At 62.4% G+C, this 22,020-nt stretch carries 21 protein-coding genes; 9 read left to right on the forward strand and 12 right to left on the reverse strand.

The window, feature by feature from the left end; genetic code table 11:
- Positions 1 to 84 precede the first annotated feature (84 nt).
- The 4 genes from murI to Q8R81_RS13970 all read left to right on the forward strand — a co-directional run bounded on the left by murI (position 85) and on the right by Q8R81_RS13970 (position 4,040).
- Positions 85 to 918, forward strand: a complete 834-nt coding sequence (murI, locus tag Q8R81_RS13955) for a glutamate racemase (RefSeq protein ID WP_305618799.1) — start codon at positions 85 to 87, stop codon at positions 916 to 918.
- 47 nt (positions 919 to 965) lie between these two features.
- Positions 966 to 1,862 (forward strand): MBL fold metallo-hydrolase, encoded by an 897-nt coding sequence (locus tag Q8R81_RS13960; RefSeq protein ID WP_305618801.1) that lies wholly within the window; start codon positions 966 to 968, stop codon positions 1,860 to 1,862.
- A gap of 158 nt (positions 1,863 to 2,020) precedes the next feature.
- Complete coding sequence (gene hemA / locus Q8R81_RS13965; RefSeq protein WP_292623426.1) at positions 2,021 to 3,241, forward strand: 5-aminolevulinate synthase; 1,221 nt, start codon at positions 2,021 to 2,023, stop codon at positions 3,239 to 3,241.
- A 118-nt stretch (positions 3,242 to 3,359) separates the two neighbouring features.
- Positions 3,360 to 4,040 carry a nitroreductase gene (locus tag Q8R81_RS13970; protein ID WP_305618804.1) on the forward strand — a complete coding sequence of 227 codons (681 nt, stop codon included), beginning with the start codon at positions 3,360 to 3,362 and terminating at the stop codon, positions 4,038 to 4,040.
- A 66-nt stretch (positions 4,041 to 4,106) separates the two neighbouring features.
- Here the strand turns inward: Q8R81_RS13970 and Q8R81_RS13975 are convergent, their stop codons facing one another.
- The 4 genes from Q8R81_RS13975 to Q8R81_RS13990 form a co-directional block, all read right to left on the reverse strand.
- On the reverse strand, positions 4,107 to 5,327 hold the full coding sequence (locus Q8R81_RS13975) for a type III PLP-dependent enzyme (protein ID WP_305618806.1): 1,221 nt from the start codon (positions 5,325 to 5,327) through the stop codon (positions 4,107 to 4,109).
- Positions 5,328 to 5,498: 171 nt separating this feature from the next.
- Complete coding sequence (locus tag Q8R81_RS13980; RefSeq protein ID WP_305618808.1) at positions 5,499 to 6,725, reverse strand: serine hydrolase; 1,227 nt, start codon at positions 6,723 to 6,725, stop codon at positions 5,499 to 5,501.
- A gap of 41 nt (positions 6,726 to 6,766) precedes the next feature.
- Positions 6,767 to 7,966: a carboxynorspermidine decarboxylase gene (locus tag Q8R81_RS13985; protein ID WP_305618810.1), complete on the reverse strand. Its 1,200-nt coding sequence runs from the start codon at positions 7,964 to 7,966 to the stop codon at positions 6,767 to 6,769.
- A gap of 114 nt (positions 7,967 to 8,080) precedes the next feature.
- A complete protein-coding gene (locus Q8R81_RS13990) occupies positions 8,081 to 9,286 on the reverse strand; it encodes a saccharopine dehydrogenase family protein (protein ID WP_305618812.1) in 1,206 nt (401 codons plus the stop codon).
- Positions 9,287 to 9,364: 78 nt separating this feature from the next.
- Between Q8R81_RS13990 and Q8R81_RS13995 the strand changes: the two genes are divergently transcribed.
- The 5 genes from Q8R81_RS13995 to Q8R81_RS14015 all read left to right on the forward strand — a co-directional run bounded on the left by Q8R81_RS13995 (position 9,365) and on the right by Q8R81_RS14015 (position 13,279).
- Positions 9,365 to 10,354, forward strand: a complete 990-nt coding sequence (locus Q8R81_RS13995) for a threonine/serine dehydratase (RefSeq protein ID WP_305618814.1) — start codon at positions 9,365 to 9,367, stop codon at positions 10,352 to 10,354.
- Positions 10,355 to 10,458: 104 nt separating this feature from the next.
- Complete coding sequence (locus tag Q8R81_RS14000; protein ID WP_371135373.1) at positions 10,459 to 11,676, forward strand: DUF3419 family protein; 1,218 nt, start codon at positions 10,459 to 10,461, stop codon at positions 11,674 to 11,676.
- Position 11,677: 1 nt separating this feature from the next.
- Positions 11,678 to 12,322: a class I SAM-dependent methyltransferase gene (locus Q8R81_RS14005; protein WP_305618816.1), complete on the forward strand. Its 645-nt coding sequence runs from the start codon at positions 11,678 to 11,680 to the stop codon at positions 12,320 to 12,322.
- Between the two features lie 63 nt (positions 12,323 to 12,385).
- Positions 12,386 to 12,817, forward strand: coding sequence for an MAPEG family protein (locus Q8R81_RS14010; RefSeq protein WP_305618818.1), 432 nt, complete (start codon positions 12,386 to 12,388; stop codon positions 12,815 to 12,817).
- Positions 12,818 to 12,844: 27 nt separating this feature from the next.
- Positions 12,845 to 13,279: an MAPEG family protein gene (locus tag Q8R81_RS14015; protein ID WP_305618820.1), complete on the forward strand. Its 435-nt coding sequence runs from the start codon at positions 12,845 to 12,847 to the stop codon at positions 13,277 to 13,279.
- A 116-nt stretch (positions 13,280 to 13,395) separates the two neighbouring features.
- Here Q8R81_RS14015 and Q8R81_RS14020 read toward each other — a convergent pair whose 3' ends face one another.
- The 8 genes from Q8R81_RS14020 to Q8R81_RS14055 form a co-directional block, all read right to left on the reverse strand.
- On the reverse strand, positions 13,396 to 14,601 hold the full coding sequence (locus Q8R81_RS14020) for a class I SAM-dependent RNA methyltransferase (protein WP_305618822.1): 1,206 nt from the start codon (positions 14,599 to 14,601) through the stop codon (positions 13,396 to 13,398).
- Positions 14,598 to 16,007, reverse strand: coding sequence for an NAD(P)H-hydrate dehydratase (locus tag Q8R81_RS14025; RefSeq protein WP_305618824.1), 1,410 nt, complete (start codon positions 16,005 to 16,007; stop codon positions 14,598 to 14,600). Before Q8R81_RS14025 ends, Q8R81_RS14020 begins: the two co-directional genes overlap by 4 nt.
- Entirely contained in the window at positions 15,991 to 16,344 is a 354-nt protein-coding gene (locus Q8R81_RS14030) for a hypothetical protein (RefSeq protein WP_305618826.1), read from the reverse strand. Before Q8R81_RS14030 ends, Q8R81_RS14025 begins: the two co-directional genes overlap by 17 nt.
- A complete protein-coding gene (gene ilvD, locus Q8R81_RS14035; RefSeq protein WP_305618828.1) occupies positions 16,344 to 18,191 on the reverse strand; it encodes a dihydroxy-acid dehydratase in 1,848 nt (615 codons plus the stop codon). The genes Q8R81_RS14030 and ilvD overlap by 1 nt, the downstream gene beginning before the upstream one ends.
- A 123-nt stretch (positions 18,192 to 18,314) precedes the next feature.
- Positions 18,315 to 19,037: an N-formylglutamate amidohydrolase gene (locus Q8R81_RS14040; protein WP_305618830.1), complete on the reverse strand. Its 723-nt coding sequence runs from the start codon at positions 19,035 to 19,037 to the stop codon at positions 18,315 to 18,317.
- Entirely contained in the window at positions 19,034 to 19,831 is a 798-nt protein-coding gene (locus Q8R81_RS14045; protein ID WP_305619404.1) for a 4-(cytidine 5'-diphospho)-2-C-methyl-D-erythritol kinase, read from the reverse strand. The genes Q8R81_RS14040 and Q8R81_RS14045 overlap by 4 nt, the downstream gene beginning before the upstream one ends.
- Positions 19,831 to 20,271 (reverse strand): endonuclease domain-containing protein, encoded by a 441-nt coding sequence (locus Q8R81_RS14050; protein WP_371135386.1) that lies wholly within the window; start codon positions 20,269 to 20,271, stop codon positions 19,831 to 19,833. The genes Q8R81_RS14045 and Q8R81_RS14050 overlap by 1 nt, the downstream gene beginning before the upstream one ends.
- A 91-nt stretch (positions 20,272 to 20,362) precedes the next feature.
- The gene (locus Q8R81_RS14055; protein ID WP_305618832.1) at positions 20,363 to 22,012 is read right to left on the reverse strand and encodes an electron transfer flavoprotein-ubiquinone oxidoreductase; all 1,650 of its coding nucleotides are present in this window, start codon (positions 22,010 to 22,012) and stop codon (positions 20,363 to 20,365) included.
- Positions 22,013 to 22,020: the final 8 nt, after the last annotated feature.

A 22,020-nucleotide genomic window follows, 5' to 3' on the forward strand; every position in this document is an offset into this window, starting at 1 on the left:
CAACCCGCTCATATCCGCAACACAGTGACAAACGAAAGAGGCCACTTCCCATTTTGCCGCCATTACCGATACAAGCCTCGTCCGATGACAGCCCAGAACCTATCTCCACCTCCTGCTCCGCAGGTCGATCCTGCCGCGCCGTTACTGCTGTTCGATTCGGGCGTCGGTGGGCTTTCGGTGCTGCGCAAGGTGCGCGCACTGCTGCCCCAGGCTCCGGTGATCTATGTCGCGGACAACGCTGGATTGCCGTATGGCGCGAAGAGTGAGGCGCAAATCGCAGCGCGCGTTTCTGGCCTGCTTGGCCGTTTGACCGAACGTTTGCACCCGCGCCTTGTCTGCATCGCCTGCAACACCGCATCGACCATCGCTTTGGCATCGGTGCGCGACGTGTTGGAAGTACCGATTGTCGGAACCGTTCCTGCGATCAAGCCGGCGGCGGCGATGACCCGAACGGGCGTGATCGGCCTGCTCGGCACCGAAGCGACGATTCGGCAGAGCTATGTCGACCGGCTTGAGGCCGAATTCGCCGCTGACAAGCGGTTGCTTCGCCACGGCGCACCCGAACTGGTCGCCGCAGCAGAAGCCAAATTGCGCGGCGATTCGGTCGACCCTGAGGTCTACGCTCGCGCCGCAGCCGCCTTGCGTGCACAACCCGGCGGCGAAAATATCGACACCGTAGTGCTGGCCTGCACGCATTTTCCGCTGATCGAAGGCGAACTGGGCGAAGCGTTTGGCCCCGGCGTTGCATTCGTTGACGGATCGGACGGTATCGCGCGGCGCATCGCATTCCTGACCGACGGGCAGCCCTGGGATCGGCGCGCGCCTGATCTGGCGTTGTTCACCCGTGGCGGAGACGAGGTTAACCGGCTAGAACCCATGCTTGAAGCACACGGCCTGGGCCGCGTGGGAATTTTCTGAAACCGATTTCGCGGAGCGGGGGCCGGGCGGTGGGTCGATTTTCAAAGGTGGTGATCGTCCTGCTCTTGGCTGCGGGAATCGCCTATTACTGGCTGCTGGTGAACGCCGGCCCACGCGGCGTTGCGGCGCGTCCGTTCGACATTGCTGCATTGCGCGCTGCCGCGAATGCCGAACGTGGCGCCAAACCTACCGGGATATCATTCGTCATTCTGGCCACCCGCCGCATTCCGTCAGCTTCGCTGGCGGCCGGCACTGGTCTGCGGCAGGTGACTTCAGGCGTAATCGCATGGCGGATCGACACGCCAGGAGGCGGTATCGTGCTTGACCCCGGGCTTTCTCCCGCCGATGCCGACGCGATGGGCTTTACGGGCTACAACAAGGCCGGAATGGCGTTGGTCGATGATTGGATGGGCCGGGCTGAACTGATCCTGTTCAGCCATGCCCACGTGGATCATGTGGGACGATTTCTTGATCACCCACAATTTGATGACATTGCAGACAAAGCGCTGATAACGCCAGGAATGCTTGGCGGTATCAATGCGCTTTGGCGCGAGAATGGCAGCCACATTGCAAAGACGCGGAAACTTGGCCCGATTGAAGCCGTTGCGCCCGGCGTTGTCGTGATTCAGACACCGGGCCATACGCCTGCATCGCAGATGGTCTATGTGCAGCTGGCGAGTGGCCGGGAGTACCTTTTCACCGGGGATACAGCATCGCTAGCCCCGAATTTCGAAAGGGCGACGCCGCGCTCACGGTTGCTGTCGGATATTCTGGTCCCTGAAGATCGCCCCGCCGTGATTGGCTGGCTCAAGGGCCTCAAAGCGTTGAAAGAGCATAACAAAGCTTTGGTGTTATTGCCTTCACACGATGCTGACTGGGTGCAAGAAAATCGTGCAGCCTTCGGCATCGTGTCCGAATTAGGGAGTAAACCATCACGCGATTAACGCGGCTGTTCGAACACTTATGCCAAATTGCATGCGCCTTAAATGCCACTGGCAATGCCGTTTGAACAAGCGTAGAAGCCGCCCATTCGCGGGGTAGCCCAACGGGATAGGGCCATAAGGGACGAGCTGGCGTCCCGGTTGCTGGAAGGAGCGGCGGGGTGAATTACGATCAGGTTTTTGATTCAGCGATCGAGCGTCTGCACTCCGAAGGCCGCTACCGCGTTTTCATCGATATCCTGCGCAACAAGGGCGCATACCCTAATGCGCGCTGCTTTGCCGGGCACAACGGGCCAAAGCCGATCACGGTGTGGTGCTCGAACGATTACCTCGCGATGGGCCAGCACCCCAAGGTGATCGCTGCGATGGAAGAAGCGCTGCACAATGTCGGCGCGGGCTCCGGCGGCACGCGCAACATCGGCGGCAACACGCATTACCATATCGAGCTTGAGGCTGAACTGGCCGACCTTCACGGCAAGGAAGGCGCGCTTCTTTTCACGTCCGGCTACGTGTCGAACGATGCCACGCTTTCGACGCTGGCCAAGATTCTGCCGGGCTGCGTGATCTTCTCGGACGAACTGAACCACGCCTCGATGATTGCCGGCATCCGCAATTCAGGCGCGGAGAAGAAGGTCTGGCGGCACAACGATGTCGAGCATCTCGAAGAACTGCTCGCCGAGACTGACCCCAACGTGCCCAAGCTGATCGCGTTCGAATCGGTCTATTCGATGGACGGCGATGTTGCTCCGATCCACACGATCTGTGACCTCGCCGAAAAGTACAACGCATTGACCTATATCGACGAGGTCCACGCTGTCGGCATGTATGGGCCGCGCGGCGGTGGCATTACCGATCGCGATGAAGCGGCGCACCGTATCGACATCATCGAAGGCACGCTGGGCAAGGCTTTCGGCGTGATGGGCGGCTACATCGCGGCCGATCGCAAGATAATCGACGTGATCCGCTCCTATGCTCCCGGCTTCATCTTCACGACCTCGCTTTCACCGGTACTGGTTGCGGGTGTTCTCGCCTCTGTCCGCCACCTCAAGGCTTCAAGCGTCGAGCGTGAAGGCCAGCAAGCTGCTGCTGCCTATCTGAAAAAAGCCTTCGCAGATCAGGGCTTGCCCGTGATGCCTTCGACCACGCACATCGTTCCGCTGATGGTGGGCGATCCTGTGCGCGCCAAGAAGATCGCTGACATCCTTCTCGCCGAGTACGGCGTTTACGTACAACCGATCAACTACCCCACCGTCCCACGCGGCACAGAGCGTCTGCGCTTCACGCCCGGACCTTCGCATACCGAAGCGATGATGGACGAACTGGCAGGGGCGCTGGTGGAAATCTGGCAGCGCATGGAACTGGAACTGCAACGGGCAGCCTGAACGGGCCGCCTTGCTGAAATGAAACGGCCCTCCCCTGACCGGGAGGGCTTTTTCGTTGGACTTGCCTTTCCGTGGCGTGGCGTTAGCTTTAACCGGACAATTAATTCCGGGAGAGTTCATGCCTGCGCAGACGTATGATGAAGTGGTCTTGGGCCGCCGTTCGATCCGTGGCTACCTCGATAGGCCGGTGCCGCGCGCATTGATCGAAGAAGTGCTCGCGCTGGCGATGCGCTCTCCCACATCGATGAACACACAGCCGTGGCACTTCCACGTGATCACCGGCGAACCACTGGATCGCATCCGCAGGGGAAACACTGAGCGCATTCTGGCGGGTGAACCGGATAGCCGCGAGTTCCGCCGGGGCGAACCATTCGCCGGGGTTCACCGGGAACGACAGGTAGAAGTTGCCAAGCAGTTGTTCGGCGCTATGGGCATTGCGCGTGATGACACGGCAGCCCGGCAAGACTGGGTGCTGCGCGGTTTTCGCCAGTTCGATGCGCCAGTGTGCGTGATCATTGCCTACGACCGCGAGTTATCGGGCAGCGACGATACCGCTTTCGATTGCGGCGCGGTGACGAATGCTCTGGTCAACGCGGCATGGTCGCGCGGGCTCGGCTGCGTGATCAATTCGCAAGGCATCATGCAATCCCCCGTAGTGCGAGAGCACGCGGCCATTCCTGACGATCAAGTGATCATGAAGGCCGTGGCCCTTGGCTGGCCGGACCCGGACTTTCCGGCCAACGCAGTGGTCAGCCTTCGCAAAAGTGTTGATGAAGCAGCGCGGTTCGTCGGTTTCTGACCGCAAACGGAAAAGGCCCCGCCTTGCGGCAGGGCCTTTCCTCGATTCACACCGCAGCGCAGGCAATCAGCGCAGCGACACCACGTTGTCCGACACGCGCGGATCGCGGCGGTCGCCACGGTACTGGCTGGCCATTGGCTCGTCCGAAACTTCAAACACGTCCGTAGCGCCAAAGCCGTTGAACGCGGTCTTCATCGCTGCGCCATAGGCACCCAGCATGCCGACTTCGATATAGTCGCCCACTTTCACGTCCACCGGCAGTTCAAACGGACCTTCCATGTGGTCCATATCGTCGCAGGTGGGGCCGTAGAAGCTGAAAGGCTCCAGCACGACCTCAGCTTCGTCGTTGGCCACCTGTTCGCGCAGCACGCGCACAGGGAAGCGCCAGCCTACGTGAGCGGCATCGAACAGCGCGCCATAGGCACCGTCGTTGATGTAAAGCTCGGTCCCGCGACGGCGTTCTACCCGCACGATCATCGAGTTGTATTCGGCACAGAGCGCACGGCCCGGCTCGCACCACAGTTCGGCGGAGTACGAAACCGGCAGCGATTCATAGGTGCGGTCGATCACGCCGAAATAGTCTTCAAGCGGCGGAGGTTCCATGCCGGGGTAGATCGACGGGAAGCCGCCGCCAACATCGATGATGTCCACGAGCACCGATGCATCAACAATCGCCGCACGAACGCGCTCCAGCGCCTGCACATAAGCGTGTGGGCTCATCGACTGGCTGCCAACGTGGAAGCAGATGCCGAGCGAATCTGCCACCTGGCGCGTTGCCTGCAGCAGTTCCGCCGCATTGGTCAGATCGCAGCCGAACTTGGACGCGAGGCTGAGTTCCGAATACTCCGACGAGACGCGCAGACGGACGCACAGAGTCAGATCTTCAGGAACGTTGCCGTCGGCATCGGCCGTTGCCGCCTTGATCTTCTCCAGTTCCTCAAGCGAATCGAGGCTGAACACGCGCACGCCATAGTTATGGTATGCGTCGCGGATCGCGGACGGCGATTTGACCGGGTGCATGAAGCACAGCGTCGCGTCGGGCAGCGTTTCACGCACAAGCCGCACTTCGACAATCGAAGCGACGTCATAATGCGTCACACCCGAATCCCAAAGGATGCGGATGAGATCTGCCGACGGATTGGCCTTTACCGCATAGAGCGACTTGCCCGGAAACTTCTCGACGAAGAAGCGGGCAGCGCGCGCGGCGGCGTGCGGACGGTTCAGAATGGCGGGTTGTTCAGGCGCGGAGGCGCGAACTACAGCCAGTGCGTCAGGATGGATGTGCAACTCAAGGGACCCCCAAACGGAACGTTGAACGAAGCTGCCTTGCGGTTTGGAAGTCCCCATGGGGCAGCGAGAGGGGGGTAATAAGGCTCCTGTGCTGAACATCAAGTGAAAAACTCAACGCCCAACATACCTGTCAGAAAAATGAAACACTTCCAGATAGATCGCTTTTTATCAGCACTTTAGGGCATGTGACAGCGCCGCCCATGCCGGAAGGGAAAGCGGATCATTGGCACCGTTTGCCGCGATCGGGTGCGATGCGAATCGTGCAACCGTCATTTCCGCCTCCGGATCGACCCAAATCGTCTGCCCGTGGATGCCCCTTGCGGAAAAACAGCTCCGATTGTTGTGGGTATGCCACCATTGGCTGCCGTAGCTCCAACCCGGCAACTGCGGATAGCGATTGCGGTCAAAATGCGCAGGGTCACCACCTGTGCGAATGCGCTCCACCACCCGCGCCGCAATCACACCCGCACCCCCAAGCCGCATTGCCTCCCCGAAGCGGGCAAGGTCTTCCAGCCGCAGATTGAGACCACCTCCGGCAAAGGCCATGCCCGCCTGATCCAAGATCAGGTCCGCATCGCCGAGCATACCCAGTGGCCCCCACAGCCGTTTAGACAGGACATCGGCAAAGTGCTTGCCTTCGATCCTGGCGATGATCCACGCCAGCACTTCGGTGTTCGGCGTGCGATAGGTGAAGCCCTGCCCATGTTTGCCGGTCTTGCCGATGGTTGGGAGATAGCTGGCAAGGTCGGTCGGCCCCGCATACCCATCAGGCCGTGGTGTCAGGCCGAGCGCCGCACTGTAGGCCCCGATGCCCGAGTTGGGATCGGCATAGTCTTCAGAGAAATCGAGCGCGGTGGTCATGTGCATGACCTGCTGCACGCTTGCGTCGCCAAAACCGCTGCTGGCCAGTTCAGGTAAGTATTGCGCAACCGGCGCGGCGGGATCGAGCCTTCCTTCCTCGACCAGCATTTCGGCAATCGTGCCGACGAAGCTTTTGGTGACAGAGAACGCGATGTGCCGGGTTTCCGTATCGGTCACCCCAAACCAGCGTTCGAACACCACCTTACCGCGATGGAGGACTAGAATGCCGTCGGTATAAGCTTGGGTCAGTGATTCCCCGAATGTGACCGGCGCGTCACTATTCACGGGGACGAACGGCACCTCGGCCAGATCGTCGCGCAGCGCCCGCTCGAAAGGGTTGCCGCCTACTCCTGCACCAACGCGCCGCGACGGCGCAAACTGGCGCATGTTCGAATAGGACCAGCGGATCATGGGAAAGCGCATGTGGTCGGCGCGGGAGGCAAGCAGGAGCCGGTCCGCAGGCGGCGGGAAGCCCTGCATCCAGCCCATGAGCAATGGATCACTGGTCACGCCATCAAGCACTTCACCAGCCATTGCACTCTCCCGCCGCCATTGTTGTTGGCGGGCAGCATGCCTCAGGAAAGGCGGTCGCGAAAGTCCTCGTACGTAAAGCCGCGAACCTTCTCCAATGCGTCGGTCTCACTGTCCCACAGCCAGATCGATGGCAAAGGCACGCCGTTGAACGTGGTGGTCTTGACCATCGAATAGTGCGCCTGATCGAGGAACGCGAAGCGTGTGCCGGGTTCTGCGCCATGTGGCAGGCGGTAATCGCCGATCACGTCTCCGGCGAGACACGACGGCCCACCGAGACGCACCGGCGCGCCACCCTCGCCTGCATCCTCATACTCATCGATAGGCAGTTCACCCAACATGGCCGGGCGATAGGGCGCCTCGATCACGTCCGGCATGTGGCACGTGGCCGAAATGTCGGTCACGGCCAACTGCATCCCGTTCCAGTGCGTATCGAGCACGGTGCCCACCAAAATGCCCGCATCAAGCGCCACAGCTTCACCCGGCTCCAGATAGATTTCACAGCCGGTGCGAGCCTTCACCTCACGCAGGAACGCCACCAGATCGTCGCGCTGATAATCGGAGCGGGTGATGTGGTGACCGCCGCCAAAGTTCAGCCATTTGAGCTGTCCGAAATACGGGGCGATGCGGGCTTCGAGCGCGTCCCATGTGCGCTGGAGCGGTTCGAAGTCCTGCTCGCACAGCGTGTGGAAGTGCAGCCCCGAAACGCCTTCGAGGTGTTCGGCGGTGAGTTGGTCCATCGGAAAGCCAAGGCGCGAATGCGGCGCACAAGGATCATAGCGCGGCACTTCGCCCTCGGCATGGAGCGGGTTGATGCGCAGGCCGATATCGAACGCCTCACCCGCCGCCCGCGCCGCTACGATCTCTCCCGCAAAACGTGCATGCTGGCCGGGCGAATTGAAGATCACATGGCCGGACAGGCGCAGGATTTCGGCCATATCCTGCGCCTTGTAGGCGGCGCAATAGGTCGCGATTTCGCCGGAGTAATGCTCCCCCGCCAACTTTGCTTCCCACAGGCCGGAAGTGCAGACGCCGTCGAGATACTGCCCGACAATCGGCGCGACTTTCCACATCGAGAACGCCTTGAGCGCGGCCAGCACCTTGATCCCGGCACGGTCCCGCACATCGGCCAACACAGCCAGATTGGCGCGCAGCTTGGCGGCATCGACGACAAAGGCCGGGCTATCCACCCGGCCCAAGTCAAACTGCGCAAACGCGCCCGGATCGCCGGCTCTGGTTTCCATGCTCAGCCCTCAATCTAAAACAATGCGCCCCCGCGAAGGCGGGGGCCTCGTGCCGTCAAGCACAGCGTTAAACGCCTGAGGTCCCCGCCTTCGCGGGGACGCACCGGCATTGGATCAAAACTCCAGCGGCCCCGCCAGTTCCTTCACCTGCCACGGCAACCCGTGCTGGTTCAGCATGTCCATGTAGGGATCGGGATTAAACTGTTCCATGTTGAACACGCCCTCGCCCGACCAGATGCCCTGCACCATCATTGCCGCACCGATCATAGCCGGAACGCCGGTGGTGTAGCTGACCGCCTGATTGCCGGTTTCGGCATAGGCGTCTTCATGATCGCAGATGTTGTAGATGTAGAAGGTCTTTTCCACCCCGTCCTTAAGGCCGGTGGCGATGTCGCCGATGTTGGTCTTGCCCTTGGTGGTTGCGCCGAGCGAAGCGGGTTCGGGCAACACGGCTTTCAGGAACTGCAGCGGGATGATTTCCTGCCCGTTGTACATTACCGGATCGATCCGCGTCATACCCACGTTCTGCAGCACGGTCAGGTGGGTGATATAGGCATCGCCGAAGGTCATCCAGAAACGAATGCGTTCGATCTCGGGCAAGTGATGCGCGAGGCTTTCGAGTTCCTCGTGATACATCAGGTACATGTTCTTCGGGCCGACCGCCTCGAAATCGAACTGCTGGCGGATGGTCAGCGCGGGCGTTTCGACCCATTCACCGTTCAGGTAATGGCGCGCAGGCGCGGTCACTTCGCGGATGTTGATTTCGGGGTTGAAGTTGGTGGCAAAGTGCTGCCCATGATCGCCGCCGTTGCAATCAAGGATGTCGAGCGTGCGGATCGTGTCGAGCTTGTGCTTGCGCAGCCACGTGGCGAACACGCTGGTCACGCCCGGATCGAAGCCAGACCCCAGCAGCGCCATCAGACCCGCTTCCTTGAACCGCTCCTGATAGGCCCACTGCCACGAATATTCGAACTCGGCCTTGTCGATCGGCTCGTAATTCGCGGTGTCCATGTAGTTGACGCCTACGGCAAGGCAGGCATCCATGATGTTCAGATCCTGATAAGGCAACGCCAGATTGACGACGAGGACAGGCTTGACCTCATTGATCAGCGCGGTGGTGGCGGCAACGTCGTCAGCGTCGATCTGGTAGGTGTCGATGACAACGCCGGTGCGCTCCTTCACCGAAGCGGCGATGGCATCGCACTTGCTCTTGGTGCGGCTGGCCAGCGCAATGCCGGTGAAGATGTCCGAATTCATCGCCATCTTGTGGACCGCGACCGAGCCGACGCCGCCTGCGCCGATGACGAGAACTTTTGCCATTATTGCTCCAATTGTCTTTGTGCGCCCCGCGCCAAGGTTGCGCAGGACAATCATGGGCAGGGCCTTTAGAGGAGTGGCATGACAAACCCAAGTCCTTCTGTCGCTGACCGGCCCCCAACGCGCCACGGAGTCTTGCGCGCAGCAGCAAAAATGGCTGAACTGCTGCCGCAAACGCCTCTGCTGCCGCTGGAATTGCCCGATGGTGCGGTGATCTGGTGCAAGGCCGAGTCCCTGCAACCCGTAGGTGCATTCAAAATTCGCGGTGCCTGGCACCGGCTTACCGATCTGGACGAAGCAGATCGCGCCCTCGGTGTCGTTGCTGTGTCGAGCGGCAACCATGCACAAGGCGTCGCCTGGGCGGCACGCAGGCTTGGGATCGCAGCAAAAATCGTGATGCCCAACGATGCCCCAGCGGTGAAACTCGCCTCAACCCGCGAACTGGGCGCTGAAGTCGTGCTGTATGACCGCCCCGGAGGCGAGGACCGCGACGAGGTGGCCTTGCGCCTCACTTACGAAAGCTGCGCAACGCTGGTCCATGCCTATGGCGACCCTTGGGTGATTGAGGGCCAGGGCAGCTGCGGCATAGAACTGCTGGCACAGATGCAATGCGACGCAGGTGGCCCGCCCACACGCGTGGTCACACCCTGCGGAGGCGGCGGTCTTGCCTCTGGCCTCGCGCTGGCGCTCCCTGATGCCGTGATTGTGCCGGTTGAGCCAGAAGGCTGGGACGACGTGGCACGCAGCCTTGCTTCGGGCACAATCCAGCGTGTTGCCGCGAACGCGCCGAAAACCGCCTGCGATGCCCTGCAAACACCCGCGACCTACCCGATCAACTTCGCTGTCATGACGTCGCGCGGATTGCAGGGAATCAGCGTGTCCGAAGCTGAGGTGCGCACAGCGCAGCGCTATGCCTTTTCAAAGCTGCGGCTGGTTGTGGAACCGGGTGGCGCGGCAGGGCTTGCTGCGATTCTCGCAGGCAAGGTTCCCACCGATGGCCGAACGGCCGTGATCCTGAGTGGCGGAAACGTCGACCCCGCCGCCTTTGCTGCCGTCATTTCAGAGGTTTGAGCGCGCGTCTTACAACTTGCGGTCAGGTTGGGCAAAACTGCCACACAGTCGCAATGGTCACGTTCTAGTCGAACTCCCGAACACTTACCCCGGGGGTCACCAAAATGCTGGAACGTGCCCGTTCCCATCCCATAACGCGTTCGGTTGTGCGCCGCAGCTCCGGCATGGCCAATCGCATGCTCGATCACGCCTTTGCGCTGGCCTTTCGCGGCCTCGTCTACGCGCAGATCTGGGAAGATCCCGAAGTTGACATGAAGGCGCTGCAAATCCGGCCAGACAGCCGGATCATCGCAATTGCCAGCGGCGGCTGCAATGTCCTGTCCTATCTCACCGCTGATCCAGAGGCGATCACCGCAGTAGACCTCAACACTGCGCACATCGCCCTCAACAAGCTTAAGCTGGCGTCCGCGCGCCATCTGCCCGATCACGCGCACTTCCGCCGCTTCTTTGCCGAGGCCGATAGTGCAGCCAACATCGCCGCCTATCGCGCGCACATCCTGCCACACCTTGACGAGACGACGCGCCGCTATTGGGAAGGGCGCGATCTTTCGGGTCGCCGCCGTATCAGCGGATTTTCGAGCAACATCTACAAGCGCGGGCTTCTGGGCAACTTCATCGGCGTCGCCCACCTCCTCGCACGCCTTTACAAGATCGATCTCTCCACGATCCTCTCCGCGCGCGATCTTGATGAGCAACGCCGCGTGTTCGAGCGGGAGATGGCCCCCGTGTTCGACAAGCGCTTCGTGCGCTGGCTGACAGACCAGCCCGCCTCGCTGTTCGGCCTCGGAATTCCGCCCGCCCAGTTCGACGCGCTGGCCGGCAACGAGCCGATGGCCGAAGTGCTGCGCCGCCGTCTGGCCAAGCTTGCCTGCGATTTCCCGGTCGAGGACAACTACTTTGCCTGGCAGGCCTTTGGACGTGGCTACGGCCGAGGCGACCGCTGCCCTCTGCCGCCCTATCTGCAAGCTGCCAACTGGCAGGCCGTGCGCGACCGCGCCGACCGTGTCGAGGTGCGCCACGCCAACCTGACCGAACACCTCACCGCCCAGCCCGACGCCTCGCTCGACCGTTACGTGCTGCTCGATGCGCAGGACTGGATGACGGACGACCAGCTCAACGCGCTGTGGACCCAGATCACCCGCACTGCCCGCCCCGGCGCACGGGTGCTGTTCCGCACCGCCGCCGAACCCAGCCTGCTGCCGGGCCGCTTGGCCGACGCGCTGCTTTCGCGCTGGCACTACCACGAAGCGCTGTCCGCCGAATGCACCGCGCAGGACCGGTCGTCGATCTACGGCGGCGTTCATCTCTACGAGCTTGCCTGATATGGCAACCCTCGCCCCGCCCTCCCCGCATGGCGCGCTGATGGACGCGGTCTATCGCCGCCAGAAGCACATCTACGATGCCACGCGGAAGTTCTACCTGTTCGGGCGCGATGGCCTGATTGCGGGGCTTGAAGCCGCGCCCGGCATGAACGTGCTGGAAGTGGGCTGCGGCACCGGGCGTAACCTCGCTTGCATCGCCCGCACATGGCCCGGCGCACGCCTTCACGGCCTCGACATTTCGGACGAGATGCTCTCAGTTGCCCGCGGCCGCCTTGGCCCGGATTGCCAACTGGCGCGCGGGGACGCCACGGATTTCGATGCCACCGCCCTGTTCGGCAGGCCGACATTCGACCGCATCGTCATCTCCTACGCGCTGTCGATGATCCCCCAATGGCAACTCACGCTCGGTCACGCGGCCAGCCTGCTCGCACCCGGCGGCTCGCTGCACGTCGTAGACTTTGGCGATTTCAGCGGATTACCCGCGCCCTTGCGCGCGCTCATGCACCAATGGCTCGCCCGCTTCCACGTCACCCCACGGGAGGATTTGAGCGCAGTCACCGTGCGCATCGCCGCTGACCGAAACCTTGCCTTGCGCACCCTGCGCGGGCGCTATGGATATTTCAGGCGCATTTCCCTGCGCCGATAAGTTGCATTTGACAATCTAACCTACTGCACGCAGTCTCCCGCAACATCTCGGGGGAGACAATTGATGCAAGCGCAGATCCTGACGCCAGCCGCAATACTTGTGGTGTGGTCCATCATCATGCTCATCTGGATGGCCACCACGCGCCTTCCCGCGCTCAAGCAACTGGGCGGCCTCGGTCAGGCCAAGGCTGGCGGTCGCGGGCAGGATCTCGAAGGCGTGCTGCCCGATCAGATAAACTGGAAATCGCACAACTATGCCCACCTGATGGAGCAGCCGACGCTGTTCTACGCCACGGTCGTGATCCTTGCGATCCTTGGGCCAAGCGCGTTCGATGTCATGTTGGCTTGGGCCTACGTCGTGCTGCGCGTGCTGCATTCTATCTGGCAGGCCACGGTGAACCGCATTCCTGTGCGTTTCAGCCTGTTCCTGCTGTCGTCGCTGTGCCTTGCGGCGCTGGCCTTGCGCGCGCTGGGAGCGACGCTCAGCCACGGATAATGACTTCAATCGAGGGGGAAAATGCCAATGGAAAGCGCAAAAATTCTGCAGCCTGCTGTCGCACTGATGGCGTGGACGATGGTCATGTGGCTGTGGATGTACGCCACCCGCATCCCAGCGATGAGCGCTGCAAAGCTCGATCCGGACAGCCTCGCCAAAGACCCGACCAAGACGCTCGACGATATTCTCCCCGCCGCAGTCCAGTGGAAAGCGCACAATTACAACCATCTGCACGAAGCGCCGACGCTGTTTTATGCGGTGTGCCTGGTGATTGCGCTTACCGGAAACGGCGGCGGCACCAGCGCAACGGTGGCGTGGGTCTACGTCGGCCTGCGTGTGGTACACTCAATCTTGCAGTCAACCGTGAACAAGGTGATGATCCGCTTCATCCTGTTCACGCTGTCGTCCATCACGCTGATGGCGCTGATCTATCACGCGGCGAAGATCGTTTTCCGCTTCTGACCGCATCCAGCCACAAACCCTGCACCCCCGCGAAGGCGGGGGCCTCAGGCCTTTCAAGCTGACGCTGCGAAACAACACCGAGGCCCCCGCCTTCGCGGGGGCACACCAACCTATCGTCAATCGCGCAAGAACAAACTCGCCAGTTCCACATGCGTGGACCAGCGGAATTGCCCCACTGGCCGCAATTCGGCCAGACGATACCCGCCAGCAATCAGCTTCACCGCATCACGCGCCCAACTGGCCGGATTGCAACTGATATAGACAACGCGAGGCACCTTGCTCAGCGCAATTTGATCGACCTGCTCCGTCGCGCCGGCACGCGGCGGATCAAGCAGGACGCCCGCAAAACGATCCAGTTCCTCCACCCGCAGCGGATTGCGAAACAGGTCACGGTGCAGCGAATGGACCGGCTTTCCGTTCATACGCGCCGCGCTCTGGCAGACGAGGAAAGGCTCACGCGCTGCCTCCACCGCCAGCACCTTGGTCGTCGGTCCAGCAAGCGCAAAGGTAAACGTGCCCAGCCCTGAAAACAGATCCGCCACGGTCGCCGCGCCATCCAGCCATTCGCGCGCTGCGCTCACCAGCGTAGCTTCGCCATCTGCCGTTGCCTGCAGAAACGCACCCGGTGGCAACGATACCGGAACACCGCCCAGCGTTACGGTAACCGGCTCAGGCTCCCATACGCCTTCTGCGCCATAGCCGGAATCCATCGTCAACCGCGCCAGCCCAGTTTCGCGCGCAAAGTCCAGCAACGCCTCGGTCTTCGCCAATCCTTCAGCGGTAAGGCCCTTCAGCCCCATCGAAACGCCCTGATCGGTCATGGCAAGGTCGACATCGACCGCCAGTTTCTTGCTGCCCCACCCTTCCAGCAGAGTGCGCAACGGGGCGACCAGCGCAAACATCTCGGGCGTCAGGACATGGCATTCGCGCATGTCGATGATCTTGTGCGAACCTTGTTCGCGGAAACCGATCACCACGCGCTTGCCAATGGACTGTGCGTGCAGCGTTGCCCTTCTGCGGGACCGTGGCGGCGAAAGATGCGCGGGCGCGGCGTTCACATCCCACAATTTCTGACCCGTCGCCCCGCCAATCACGCGATCATAGACGTAATCGCTCAACGCAGCTTCGGACAGATGCTGCAACTGGCAGCCACCACAAGCCGGGAAGTGCCGACATGCCGGATCAACATGGTTCGGCCCGCGAACCACCGTGCCATCGTCCTGCAAAACATCGCCCGGTGCAGCAAGCATGGCATACCTGCCGTCGGCAGTCGCGCCTTCCCCTTTGGCGGCAACGCGCACGATCAGGCCGGATTCAGTCATTCAATACAATCCCTCAAGGCCGCCTGCACGGCATGGGCCAGTTCACCCGCAGTGAAGGCCGCGCCGCAGCGCTTTGCCGCATCGGCGTGGAGCCATAGGCCTTCCTCCGCCGCGCGCAAGGCTTCGCCGTTTGTCGCAAGGCGACCGGCGATGGTCCCCGCCAGCACATCGCCGGTGCCCGCAACCGACAGCCATGACGATGCACGCTGTGCCAGCACCAGTTCGCCAGACGGCGCGGCAATCACGCTGTCCGGCCCCTTGAACACCACCACAGCGCCCGATTTCGCTGCCAGAGCCAATGCTCGATCCCGGCGCAGACCTTGGCCGGAAAGGCCGAAGTTCCGCTCCAGCGCTGCCATCTCACCCTCGTGCGGAGTCAGCACACAAGGTGCGCCACCCAGCATCTCAGGCCGCAGCAGCACAAGTGCATCGGCATCAATGACGCAGGGCTTCGCCGCATGGAGCGCTTTCACAAGCAGTCGCGAAGCGCCATCCGAACGCCCCAGCCCCGGCCCGACCAGCAGCGCCGCCATCCGCGCATCGCCCAACAAGGTATCGACGTCGCCGGTCACGACCAGTTCTGCCGGAGCGCCCGGTAGAGCACCCGGTGCCGCCAGCTTGACATAGCCAGCCCCCGCTCGCAGCGCTGCCGTCGCAGCAAGCAGCGCCGCCCCCGGCATATCGCCACCCAGAATGCCCAGCATCCCGCGCCGATATTTGTGGGAATCTGCCGCCGGAGCCGCCAACACAGGTTTTGCCAGCACCCTTGCCGCGCCCGGCACCGGCGCCACGCCAATATCCACAAGTCGCAGCGCGCCCGTTGCCGCGCATGCTGGCATGGCAAAGTGCGCATGCTTCCACGCACCCAGCGCAATCGTCAGCGTCCAATCCGGCAAGCCATCGTTCAAGGGTCGCCCGCTGTCGCTCTCGACACCGCTTGGCACATCGATCGCAATGCGGTGGCGGTGGATCGCGGCCAGACGGCCCAGCAAAGCCGCCAGTTCCTCAGGCAAAGCCCGCGTCAAACCGCTGCCGAACAAGCAATCCACGAACACGTCGCCCGACACATCCGCGTCCGCAGCCACAACCTCACCACCGTAAAGCGCCTGCGCATGGCGCGCGGCGTCCGTCGTCGGTTCGCGCGCGGCAATAACCCGCACCGCATTGCCATGTTCGCGCAAGTATTCAGCGATTACCCAGCCATCGCCGCCATTGTTGCCCGGCCCGCACAGCACGGTCACCGAACCGCCGCCCGCTATCCGCCGCACCCATTCGCCAGCGCGCCGTCCGGCACGCTGCATCAATGCATCCACGCTCGTGCCAGCCGCAATAAGGTCATCCTCTGCCGCGCGCATTTGCGCAACGGTCAGCACTTGGCTCAATATGCCATCACGGCTGCGGCGCATCGGCCTTCATCCGCGCCGGAAAGCGATAGCGGTCACCCGCCACGCTCACTTCCAGCACGCCTTCCGCAGACCACTTGGCAGTCGCCTCGTCAGCACCATCGGCGGCGACAACACCGCGCCCGTCATCGACCATCACGAAGCGCCGGAAGGCCCCGTCCTTGTGCCGCACGGTCAGCACCTGCTGCTCGCCACTGCGCGAATCCTGCACGAAACAATCGGGCGCAAACTTCGCCGCGCCGGCCAGCGCACAATCGATGACGCGACCCTGCGGCTTTTCCTCGGTCTGCGAACACGCTGCCAGCGCTGCCACGGCAAGAAGGGAAAGCCCGCGCCGCATCAATCGACCCCGATCTGCTTCAGATCGCGCACCGCACCACGCGCCGCGCTGGTGGTCATCGCGGCATAGGCCTTGAGCGCCGTCGAAACCTGTCGTGGACGGGGTGCCGCTGGCTTCCAACCCTTCGCGTCCTGCGCGGCGCGGCGCTGCGCCAGCACCTCGTCCGACACGGCAAGGTTGATCGTGCGCCCCGGAATATCAATCTCGATCATGTCGCCGTTCTCAACCAGCCCGATCTCGCCACCTTCTGCCGCTTCGGGCGAGGCATGGCCGATGGACAGGCCCGAAGTGCCGCCCGAAAAGCGCCCGTCGGTCAGCAATGCACAAGCCGCGCCGAGGCCCTTCGATTTCAGATAGCTGGTCGGGTAGAGCATTTCCTGCATGCCCGGCCCGCCCTTTGGCCCTTCGTAGCGGATTACCACCACGTCGCCCGCCACGATCTGCCCGGTCAGCACTGCCGTCACCGCCGCGTCCTGGCTTTCATAAACCTTGGCGGGGCCTGTAAACTTCAGGATCTTCTCGTCCACGCCCGCCGTTTTCACGATGCAGCCATCGCGCGCTATGTTGCCGTAAAGCACAGCCAGCCCGCCGTCCTTGCTGAACGCGTGCTCGGCTGAACGGATCACACCGTTTTCGCGGTCAAGATCAAGCTCCTTCCACCGGCGATCCTGCGAGAATGCCACTTGCGTCGGCACCCCACCCGGTGCGGCGCGGAAGAATTCCTGCACGCTGGGCGAATTGGTGCGCGCAATGTCCCACCGGTCCAGCGCTTCAGCCAGCGTGCGGCTATGCACGGTCGGCAGGTGCGTGTGGATCAGCCCGGCGCGGTCCAGTTCGCCAAGGATCGCAAAGATTCCGCCCGCACGGTGGACGTCTTCCATGTGAACATCAGCCTTGGCCGGTGCCACCTTGGACAGGCACGGCACGCGGCGGCTCAGCCGGTCGATGTCGGCCATAGTGAAGTTCACCCCGGCCTCGAACGCAGCGGCCAGCAGGTGCAACACGGTGTTGGTCGATCCGCCCATCGCAATATCAAGGCACACGGCATTTTCGAACGCATCGAACGTGGCAATCGAGCGCGGCAGGGCGCTGACGTCGTCCTCTTCATAGTACCGCTTGCACAGGTCTACAGCAACGCGGCCCGCTTCAAGGAACAGCCGCTTGCGATCCGCATGCGTCGCCAGCGTTGAACCATTGCCCGGGAGCGAAAGGCCCAGTGCCTCGGTGAGGCAGTTCATCGAATTGGCGGTGAACATCCCGCTGCATGATCCGCAGGTCGGGCAGGCAGCACGCTCGATAGCGTCCACCTCGGCATCGGTCAGCGTGTCATCAGCCGCAGCAACCATCGCATCGACCAGATCGAGCGCGTGCTCCTTGCCGTTCAGCACGACCTTGCCCGCTTCCATCGGCCCGCCCGACACGAACACCACCGGAATGTTGATGCGCAGCGCGGCCATCAGCATGCCGGGCGTGATCTTGTCGCAATTGGAAATGCACACCATCGCGTCGGCGCAATGTGCATTGACCATGTATTCCACGCTGTCGGCAATCAGATCACGGCTCGGCAGCGAATAGAGCATGCCGTCGTGGCCCATCGCGATGCCATCATCCACCGCGATAGTGTTGAATTCCTTGGCAACGCCGCCCGCAGCCTCAATCTCGCGCGCGACCAGTTGCCCCAGATCCTTGAGGTGGACGTGCCCCGGCACGAACTGCGTGAAGCTGTTCACGACCGCTATGATCGGCTTGCCGAAATCTTCGTCCTTCATGCCCGTGGCGCGCCAAAGTCCGCGTGCGCCCGCCATATTGCGGCCGTGGGTGGTGGTGCGCGAACGATACGGGGGCATTTTTTGAACTCCGGACAGGGAATCAGTTTTTATGGGCGACTTGGCAACGTTCCCTAGCCGACCGGGACCGCCGCTGTCGAAGGTAATAATTACAACTATGTCAGCGCGGAAAGCCCGGATTTCCTAGCCGATTTCAACTGCAACCTGATTGGCAATGCGCGCCAGCCGCTCGGCCCACTCCACCTGCCCCGCCGCGTGGCCGATCAAATCCTGCCGCACCTCAATGCCCAGATAAGGCCGACCCTCGCTTTCCGCGTGACGGTTCATTGTCGCATTCAGCAGCTTGCCGGAATAGGGCAACTGATCCCCCACACACAGCCCATCGGCTTCCAGCAAAGGAATGGCGATTCGCGCCGCGCGATCATCCTCGTTGTAGAGCACTCCCACATGCCAAGGGCGCACTTCATCACTTGAGGAGAGCTGCGGCGTGAAACTGTGCAACGACAGGATCAAAGCCTGCGGCACATCGCCTAGCAATGCCTCCAGCCCATCATGATAGGGCCGGAAGAACCGCGCCAGCCGCGCTTCATGCCCCGCGTGATCCAAAGCATTGCCCGGAATGGCGTGCCCGTCGCTGGCAATCGGCACCACTGCCGGCAAATGCTCATCACGGTTGAAATCGCACACAAGGCGGCTCACCCCGCCCTGAAACGCCGCGATGCCGGGCCGCGCCGCCATCAACGCGCCCACTTCGGCCACGCCAATGTCCACCGCGATGTGCTGGCCCAACAACTCCGGTGCGATGCCAAGGTCGATGTCATCGGGCACCCGGTTCGATGCATGATCCGACACCACCAGAATACCACCAAAGCGCGGGGTGCCAATGATCCTGAAAGCCTCGCTCACCGCAACGCTCCTGCCAAAGTCCACCATCCGCGCGGCATCGCAGCCCGCGCTTCATCGCGTCCTTCTGCCGTATCATAGAGCGCAAAACAGGTCGCCCCCGATCCTGACATCCGCGTCAACCACGCGCCCGTCCGCCGCAACGCCGCCAGCACATCGCCAATTTCTGACACGAGCGTCAGCGCCGGAGCCTCAAGGTCATTGCGCCCCGCCAATGCCATCTCTCGCAAATCCGCCCCTTCAAGCGCCCCGCGATCCACGCCATCCCAGGCCTTGAACACTGGCCCCGTCGCCAGTGGAATGCGCGGGTTGACCAGCAGCACCGGCACGCCCGCCAGATCGTTTACAACCGGCTCAAGCTCGGTCCCCGTCCCGCGACCGATGCAGGCCACGCTGTTCACACAAGCCGGAACGTCCGCCCCCAGCTTCGCAGCCCGCGCATGCCAATCGTCAGGCAGTCCATGCGCCCGCTTCACCATACGAAATACCGCGCCCGCATCGGCAGAGCCGCCACCCAGCCCCGCCGCCACCGGCAGGTTCTTCTCCAGCGTCACATCCCAGCCAGCGCCGTGCGGCAAAGCACCCAGCGCCTTGGCCACAATGTTCCCGAACGGATCGTCCAGCGCCCCGCCAAACTCGCCCACAACGCGCAACGAATCCCGCTGCGAAGGATGCGCGGTCACTTCGTCCCCCGCATCCACGAAGGCAAACAACGTCTCAAGCTCGTGATACCCGTCATCCCGCCGCCGCCGCACATGCAGCGCCAGGTTGATCTTGGCATAGGCGGTTTCGCGCATCATTCCGCCCCCCGCGGGGGAGGGGGACCATCCGCAGGATGGTGGAGGGGCACCCTCAGCCGAGCGCCAAGCTTGACCCCACGCTCCTCGCAAACAGCAACGATGCGCGTCAAAACCAATGCCATATCTTCAAGCACAACCTTCGCTGGAATACGCAGAGTGGCGACGCCCTGCGAACGCAGAAAATGCGATTTCGCAGCATCCCGCTGCATTACTTCAGGCGCATCGTGCGCGACACCATCCACTTCAATCGCCAACTTCACCGCCGCGCAATAAAAGTCGATCACGAAGGCTCCGGCTGGATGCTGTCGACGAAACTTGAACCCGCCCGGGCGCTTGCGCAACTCGCGCCAAAGCAGACCTTCCGGCAAAGTCATCTCGCTCCGCAACTTGCGGGCAAGTTTGACCGTGCCTTTGGGTCCGGAGATCAGCGTTTCGATCCTTTTTTGCCGGAGGGGCTGCGCTTCGTGGCACCTGCCCCTCCACCATCCTGCGGATGGTCCCCCTCCCCGGTTCGGGGAGGAACGTGCCTCACATATTCGGATAGTTCGGCCCGCCGCCGCCTTCAGGCGTTACCCACTCGATGTTCTGCGTCATATCCTTGATGTCGCAGGTCTTGCAGTGGACACAGTTCTGGGCGTTGATCTGCAGGCGTGGATTGCCTTCTTCCACACCGACGTACTCATAGACCCCCGCCGGGCAGTACCGCGCCTCGGGCCCGGCATAGATCGGCAGGTTGATCCGTGTCGGCACGGTGGGATCTTTCAGCACCAGATGGCACGGCTGATCTTCCTCGTGGTTGGTGTACGAGAACGCCACGCTGGTCAGTCGGTCGAACGTGATCACCCCATCGGGCTTGGGATAGGCGATCGGCTTGAACAGATCGGCACGCTGCGTAGCCTCGGCGTCCTTGTGGTGCTTCATCGGCTTCCAGATGCCGAACCCGCCAATGGTGCGCAGCCACATGTCCGCCCCAGCCAGCACAGTGCCCAGTTCGCCACCGAACTTGGCCACCAAGGGCTGCGCATTCTGCACCTTCTTCAGTTCCTTGGCGATCCAGCTTTCGCGCACGGCGGTGTCATATTCCACCATGTCGTCCTTCTCGCGCCCGGCCGCTATCGCCACCACGATGGAATCGGCGGCCAGCATCCCGCTCTTCATCGCGGTATGGCTGCCCTTGATGCGCGGCACGTTCACGAAGCCTGCCGAACAACCGATCAGCGCACCACCGGGGAACGAAAGACGCGGCACCGATTGCCAGCCACCCTCGTTGATCGCCCGCGCGCCATAGGAAACGCGCCGTCCGCCTTCTAGAATCGCGCGGATTTCAGGGTGCTGCTTCCAGCGCTGGAACTCCTCGAACGGATAGACATAAGGGTTCGCGTAATCGAGCGCGGTGACGAAGCCCAAAGCCACCTGATTGTTCGCCTGATGGTACAGGAACCCACCGCCCCACGAATTTGATTCCGACAGCGGCCAGCCCTGCGTGTGGATCACGCGCCCCGGAACATGCTTTTCGGGATCGATGTCCCACAGTTCCTTGATGCCGATGCCATAGACCTGCGGCTGGCAATCACGCTCCAGATCGAAGTGCGCTTTCAGCCGCTTCGTCAGATGCCCGCGCGCGCCTTCGGCAAACAGCGTGTACTTGGCATGCAGTTCCATGCCGGGCTGGTAATCGCCCTTCTTCTCGCCATCGCGGCCCACGCCCATGTCGCCGGTCGCCACGCCCATGACCGCGCCACGTTCGTCAAACAGCACTTCGGCGGCGGGGAAGCCGGGGAAGATCTCCACACCCAGTTCCATCGCCTGTTCGGCCATCCAGCGGCACAGGTTGCCAAGGCTGCCGGTGTAATTCCCGTCGTTCGACAGGAACGGAGGCATCGGCCAGTGCGGAATGCCCATCTTGCCCGTCTTGCTCAGCACCCAGTGCCAGTTGTCCGTCACCGGCACTTCGGCCATCGGGCAGCCCATCGTGCGCCAATCGGGCAGCAGTTCGTCCAGCGCCTTGGGATCGATCACCGCACCCGAAAGGATGTGCGCGCCGATCTCCGAACCTTTTTCCAGCACGCAGACCGAAATCTCGGGATTGATCTGCTTCAGCCGGATCGAGGCCGCCAACCCAGCAGGCCCGCCGCCGACGATGACCACGTCATAGGGCATCGATTCCCGTTCGCTCATGCCTCGCT

The sequence above is a fragment of the Novosphingobium sp. genome (assembly GCF_030696665.1).
Taxonomy (GTDB): Bacteria; Pseudomonadota; Alphaproteobacteria; order Sphingomonadales; family Sphingomonadaceae; genus Novosphingobium.